Raw genomic sequence first — 5,725 nt, 5'->3', positions numbered from 1 at the left:
CGCGCCGCCCTGACCATTCGCTACCACCGGATGGAAGCTCTCCGCACGTGGAAAGTAGCAGCCAGCATCGCCTAAGACCTTCATTTACGGCCTTGCCAGCCAACCCTTCGGTTAACGTGACAACACCCCCGCAACGCCTTCACCCCTGATCCAGTTCTGCGGGGTTCGCGCAGCTGATCTCCTGCCGTTCATCGTCACTTAGACCAGCCATCAATCTGTGAATCACGCAGACCCGGCCGCGCGGCTCGAGCGGATAACGCGCCAGCATCCGTCCTGCGGCCAGGAAAACCGCACGCAGATCCTCGAACGTCGCGGCGCGGGCCCAGAACTCTGCATCGCTCATGGCGTCAAGGAAGGGCAGTATGGGTGCCCCGGTCTGCCCTTCCTCCAGAACAACCGATAGCACATGCTCGGCATCGTCAGGATGACCGTTTGCTCACTTGCACCTCTGCACCTCGGCCGCGATCAGCGGCGCAAATTTCACCACCCAGCGGTTCAGCGTGGCGTGGTCGAAGGTGACGCCGCGTTCGGCCAGGATCTCTTCAACGTCTCGGTAGGAGACGGCATAGCGCACATAGAAGAACACCGCGTGCAGGATCACGGATTTCGGATATTGTACACCCTTGACCCAAATCAGGCGAACGGCGCATCGCCGCCTGCCGCTGCTACTAAAGCTCGCCCGGGTAAAGCACCGCCCCGCGATCTGCGTTTGTGCCGTCCATCATCGCGGCCACCCGTTCTAGAGCCGCCACGATCATCGCCTGCTCCCAATCTTCGAGGCCTTCGAAATCGGTCGCGAATTTCTGTTGCAGCGCGTCGGGCGCGCGATCCAGCACCCTGCGGCTCTGCTCGGTCAGCACGATATCCGTCTGGCGGCGGTCTGTTTGGCTTTGCTGACGACTGACATGGCCCGCGCGTTCCAGCTTGTCGATGATCGCGGTGACCGTCGCTGGTGCGACATGCATCCGCTTGGCGATCGCTCCGGCCGTGCTACTGCCCGTCTCGGCAACGATCTGGATAACCCTGAACTGGACCGGCGTCATGCCCACGGATTGGGCGAGCTCCTTGCCATGCGACTCGGATGCCCGCAAAATTCTACGAAGAGCGATCAGGCAACTGTCGATACGATCCACAGGCGGTCTCCGTTCAGGCGGTCAGCCAATCTTCTGCATTTCGTAAGAATGGTCAATGATCTCTCAACAATAGTTAGATATGCGAATATTTTTTGGCCGCAGATCCTGCGCCGGAACTGTCGAAAATAGCGCTATTAGCGCACTTTTTCGTAAAATTCCTGATGCTGCACTTGCGAAAAGATCGATGCATGTTATTTTGTGTTGCGAAATAACCAAGGGGCGCCGCATGAGGGACATGGTCGACACGGAACATCAGGATCAACTGACCTTCCGCAAGCCGGAGGCAGAGGATGGCAGCGACATCTGGGCGTTGATCCGGGCTTGCAAGCCGCTGGATGAGAACAGCATGTATTGCAACCTGATCCAGTGCGATCATTTCGCCGACACCTGCATCCTTGCCGAACAGAACGGCGTGCCCGTCGGCTGGATCTCGGGCTACATCCTGCCAGACGCCCCGGACACTCTGTTCGTCTGGCAGATCGCCGTATCGCAGGATGCGCGCGGCGTGGGCCTCGGCGGACAAATGCTGGACAGGCTCCTGTCGCGTGACGACATGGCCGGCGTTCTGCATCTGAAAACCACCATCACCAGTGACAATGACGCAAGCTGGGGTCTGTTTCGCAGCCTTGCGGATCGTCACAATGGCATCCTGACGGATGAACCCCATTTCAAGAAAGACGACCATTTCGACGGCGAGCACGCGACCGAGCATATGGTCACCATCCGTTTCCCGGCCCCCGTGGCGCGCGCGGCCTAAACCGCCCCGCTGCACTGCCGTACAACGCAATCACATTCCGAGGTTATCCCATGCCGACTGACAAGACGGCCGACACCGCTATTTTCGAGCGCCGCGAATCCGAGGCGCGTTCCTATTGCCGCAACTTTCCGACGGTCTTCACCAAGGCCAACGGTTCGGTCATGACGGCAGAGAACGGGCGCGAGTATATCGACTTTCTCGCCGGCTGCTCCTCGTTGAATTATGGCCATAACGACCCGGATATGAAGGCCGCGCTGATCGATCATATCAGCAGTGACGGCATCGCACATGGGCTGGACATGTTTACCGCCGAAAAGGCCGCGTTTCTGGATGCGTTCGAGCGCCTGATCCTGAAACCTCGCGGCATGGATTATAAGGTCATGATGACCGGCCCGACCGGGACCAACGCGGTTGAGGCCGCGATCAAGCTGGCGCGCAAGGTCACCGACCGGCGCAATGTCATCGCCTTTACCAATGCCTTCCACGGCATGACCATGGGGGCGCTGGCTCTGACCGGCAATTCCGGCAAGCGCGACGGCGCGGGCGGCGGCAGTCTGGCTGACGTCACGCATATGCCCTTCGAGAACGCGATGGGCGACACGGATACGCTGGATTATATCGAATGGGCGCTCGACAACCCGTCAAGTGGCATTGATGCGCCGGCGGCTTTCATCGTCGAGCCTGTTCAGGGCGAAGGCGGTCTGAATGCGGCCAGCAAGGAATGGCTGCAAGGCATTCAGCGCATCGCCCGCAAGCATGGCGCCCTGCTGATTATCGACGATATTCAGGCCGGCATCGGGCGCACGGGCACCTATTTCTCGACCGAGGAATACAGCATCGACCCCGACATGATCACGCAGGCGAAATCCTTCAGCGGCATGGGCCTGCCCTTCGCCGCGCTTTTGATCAAGCCTGAACACGACATCTGGAAGCCGGCCGAGCATAACGGCACCTTCCGCGGCAACACCCATGCCTTCGTGACCGCACGTGTCGCGCTGGAAAAATTCTGGGCCGATGACACCTTCCAGAGAGAAGTGCAGCGTAAGGGCGACTATTTGCGCGACCGCCTGCAGGCCATCGCGGATATGGTTCCTGGTGCCACCCTGAAAGGTCGCGGCATGATGCGCGGTGTTGATGTGGGCAGCGGCGAGCTGGCCGGCGTGATCTGCGCGAATTGCTTTGAAAACGGCCTGATTATCGAAACCTCGGGCGCGCATGACGAAGTGGTCAAGGTTCTGGCCGCTCTGACGACGCCCGACGAAATTTTCACCAAGGGTCTGGATATTCTGGAGGCCGCCGTGCGCGATGCCACCGTCAACAGCCAGATCGCAGCGGAGTAAACAGACATGATCGTTCGTGATTTCAACAAGCTGAAGAATACCGACCGCGATGTGAAGGACGCGCAGTGGTCATCGGTCCGCATGCTGCTGGCGGATGACAAGATGGGCTTTTCCTTCCACATCACCACGCTGGAGGCTGGTTCGGAACATACGTTCCATTACAAGAACCATTTCGAAAGCGTCTATTGCATGTCCGGCAAGGGATCGATCACCGATCTGGCCACTGGCGAGACACACCAGATCACGCCTGGTGTGATGTATGCGCTGAACCTGCATGACAAGCACATCCTGCGCGCCGAGCAGGAGCTGGTCATGGCCTGCTGCTTCAACCCGCCCGTGACCGGGACCGAAGTTCATCAGGCAGACGGATCTTACGCCGCGCCGACAACCGAAAACGCCTGAACTCCGCACCGTCGCGCAACAGGAACAATCAATCAGAGGCCCGGCCTGCCAACAGGGCCGGGAATGCGCATGAGCGAACAGAACTTCCCCGAGCACACGGTAGAAAAGATCGGTGGCACCTCGATGAGCCGCCTGACCGAGCTACGCGATACATTGCTGATCGGCGACCTCAAGGGTGCGGATCTCTATGGCCGCATCTTCGTTGTCTCGGCCTTTGGCGGTATCACCAACCTCTTGCTGGAACACAAGAAAACGGGTGAGCCGGGCGTCTATGCCAGCTTTGCCAATGCTGCGGAAGGTCATGGCTGGCTCGAGGCGCTCGACCGCGTGGCGACTGCCATGCGCGAAGCGAACCACAACATTCTCGACCATGGCGCCGATCAGTCGCAGGCTGATGAATTCGTGCGCGAACGGATCGAGGGCGCGCGCTCCTGCCTGTTCGATTTGCAGCGCCTGTGCAGCTATGGCCATTTCCGGCTGTCCAAGCATATGATGGTGTTTCGTGAATTGCTGTCCGGCTTGGGCGAGGCGCATTCCGCCTTTGTCGCTACCTTGCTGCTGCGCCGCGCGGGGGTTTCGGCACGCTATATCGATCTGACCGGCTGGCGGGACGAACGCGAATTCGCGCTGGAAGAACGCCTGCGCACGGCGATGGAAGGCATTGATCTGACGACGGAATTGCCCATCGTCACCGGCTATGCCCAATGCACCGAAGGGCTGATGGCGGAATTCGACCGCGGTTATTCCGAGGTTACGTTCTCGCGACTGGCGCGGCTGACCGGCGCGAAAGAGGCGATTATCCACAAGGAATTTCACCTGTCCTCGGCGGATCCGGGACTGGTTGGCGCCGAGGCCGTCCGCAAGCTGGGACATACGAATTACGACGTCGCCGACCAGTTGGCCAATCTGGGCATGGAAGCGATCCATCCAAGAGCGGCCAAAACCTTGCGTCAGGCAAAAATCCCGCTTCGCGTTACCAATGCGTTCGAACCCGAAGACCCCGGTACCCTGATCGACGACGCGGCCGCAACGGCAACCGGCGCGGAAATCGTCACCGGCCTGCCCGTGGTGGTGCTGGAACTGTTCGAGCAGGATATGGTCGGCGTCAAAGGCTATGATGCGGCCATTCTCGAAATGCTGGCGCGCCATAATGTCTTCATCGTGTCCAAGACGTCGAACGCGAATACGATCACGCATTATCTGGCGACGTCGCTGAAACGCGCGCGCCGGGTCGAATCCGAACTGTCCAAGCTTTACCCCTCGGCCAGCGTCACCGCACGATCGGCTGCGATCGCATCGGCCATCGGCCGCGACCTGAAGGGCGAACATGTTCTGCTGCGTGGTTTGCAGGCACTGGATCGTGCAGGCATTACCGTTCAGGCCGCGCAAAAACCCAGCCGTGCCGTCGATGTCCAATTCCTGCTCGGCCCGGATGACCTTAACGATGCCATCAAGGCGCTGCATTCCGAATTGATCGAGGTAAAGACACCGGCCAGTATCGCGGCTTAGCCGCTTGGTATTAACGTTACGGTCCAGCCCACCGATGGCAGTTTCCCAGCTCGCGGTGTAGCCCGTGGCGGGCCTCTCGCTCTGGTGCGGGCCGAACAGGTCGGTCGCGTTGCGTAACTGGCAAGCTGGCGCGCAGATACCCTTCACCCCTGATCGAGTTCTGTGGGGTTGATGCCCAGTGTCGGGACGGCGATCAGCTTGATGAAGTGGTCGTCCTGCTCGAGGATTGTGTTGAGATATTTCGACTGCAGGACCTCGATATTCGCCCAATGGCGGTGAGTTTCAGGAATGCGTTCACCGCCTGAAGCGCTGCGAGATTGGCGCTGCTCTTGTCTATGACGACCCGTTCCGGCACGGCAGCAGAAATCAGATCCAGCAGCATGCATCGCGCGGGACCTTTGCCGCATCTGCGTTTCGGTGCTTGGCAAGCTAGTAGCCTTGGCCATCAGCCGAATTGTGCAACATGTGTAACCGCCCCTTGCGCAAGGGGTAATTTCAGAGCTGCTTTCCGCGCGTCACCGGGTGCTGACATGTGTCCGGCCTCTGATGCGGCCTTGGTCATGCCGCGGGCCCGTATGGTGTTC

7 protein-coding genes and 1 pseudogene are annotated in these 5,725 nt (G+C 59.8%); 4 read left to right on the top strand and 4 right to left on the bottom strand.

Features of this window, described 5'->3' with window-relative positions; all coding sequences use genetic code 11:
- Positions 1–139: 139 nt before the first annotated feature.
- The 3 genes and pseudogenes from KNW02_RS19950 to KNW02_RS19940 all read right to left on the bottom strand — a co-directional run bounded on the left by KNW02_RS19950 (position 140) and on the right by KNW02_RS19940 (position 1,133).
- Positions 140–343: a hypothetical protein gene (locus KNW02_RS19950; protein ID WP_216034936.1), complete on the bottom strand. Its 204-nt coding sequence runs from the start codon at positions 341–343 to the stop codon at positions 140–142.
- Between the two features lie 96 nt (positions 344–439).
- A pseudogene (locus KNW02_RS19945) lies at positions 440–637 on the bottom strand (IS6 family transposase); the annotation flags it as partial.
- A 31-nt stretch (positions 638–668) separates the two neighbouring features.
- The gene (locus KNW02_RS19940; protein WP_348524803.1) at positions 669–1,133 is read right to left on the bottom strand and encodes a MarR family winged helix-turn-helix transcriptional regulator; all 465 of its coding nucleotides are present in this window, start codon (positions 1,131–1,133) and stop codon (positions 669–671) included.
- A gap of 226 nt (positions 1,134–1,359) precedes the next feature.
- On the opposite strand from KNW02_RS19940, the gene ectA reads away from it, so the two are divergent.
- The 4 genes from ectA (at position 1,360) to KNW02_RS19920 (ending at position 5,141) form a co-directional block, all read left to right on the top strand.
- Entirely contained in the window at positions 1,360–1,890 is a 531-nt protein-coding gene (ectA, locus tag KNW02_RS19935) for a diaminobutyrate acetyltransferase (RefSeq protein WP_216034935.1), read from the top strand.
- A 50-nt stretch (positions 1,891–1,940) separates the two neighbouring features.
- Complete coding sequence (gene ectB / locus KNW02_RS19930; protein ID WP_216034934.1) at positions 1,941–3,230, top strand: diaminobutyrate--2-oxoglutarate transaminase; 1,290 nt, start codon at positions 1,941–1,943, stop codon at positions 3,228–3,230.
- Between the two features lie 6 nt (positions 3,231–3,236).
- Positions 3,237–3,632, top strand: coding sequence for an ectoine synthase (locus tag KNW02_RS19925; protein WP_216034933.1), 396 nt, complete (start codon positions 3,237–3,239; stop codon positions 3,630–3,632).
- Positions 3,633–3,701: 69 nt separating this feature from the next.
- Positions 3,702–5,141 (top strand): aspartate kinase, encoded by a 1,440-nt coding sequence (locus tag KNW02_RS19920; protein ID WP_216034932.1) that lies wholly within the window; start codon positions 3,702–3,704, stop codon positions 5,139–5,141.
- A 143-nt stretch (positions 5,142–5,284) separates the two neighbouring features.
- On the opposite strand, the gene KNW02_RS21335 is transcribed toward KNW02_RS19920, so the two are convergent.
- On the bottom strand, positions 5,285–5,569 hold the full coding sequence (locus tag KNW02_RS21335) for a hypothetical protein (RefSeq protein ID WP_216034931.1): 285 nt from the start codon (positions 5,567–5,569) through the stop codon (positions 5,285–5,287).
- Between the last annotated feature and the right edge of the window lie 156 nt (positions 5,570–5,725).

It is taken from the genome of Paracoccus marinaquae (assembly GCF_018860165.1).
In the GTDB taxonomy this organism is placed as follows: Bacteria; Pseudomonadota; Alphaproteobacteria; order Rhodobacterales; family Rhodobacteraceae; genus Paracoccus; species Paracoccus marinaquae.
This window is presented reverse-complemented; position numbering and strand designations above follow the sequence as displayed.

Excerpts from the sequence above, each read along its gene's own strand:
- KNW02_RS19950 (WP_216034936.1), bottom strand. The coding sequence starts at position 343 with ATGAGCGATGCAGAGTTCTGGGCCCGCGCCGCGACGTTCGAGGATCTG.
- ectA (WP_216034935.1), top strand. The coding sequence starts at position 1,360 with ATGAGGGACATGGTCGACACGGAACATCAGGATCAACTGACCTTCCGC.
- ectB (WP_216034934.1), top strand. The coding sequence starts at position 1,941 with ATGCCGACTGACAAGACGGCCGACACCGCTATTTTCGAGCGCCGCGAA.
- KNW02_RS19925 (WP_216034933.1), top strand. The coding sequence starts at position 3,237 with ATGATCGTTCGTGATTTCAACAAGCTGAAGAATACCGACCGCGATGTG.
- KNW02_RS19920 (WP_216034932.1), top strand. The coding sequence starts at position 3,702 with ATGAGCGAACAGAACTTCCCCGAGCACACGGTAGAAAAGATCGGTGGC.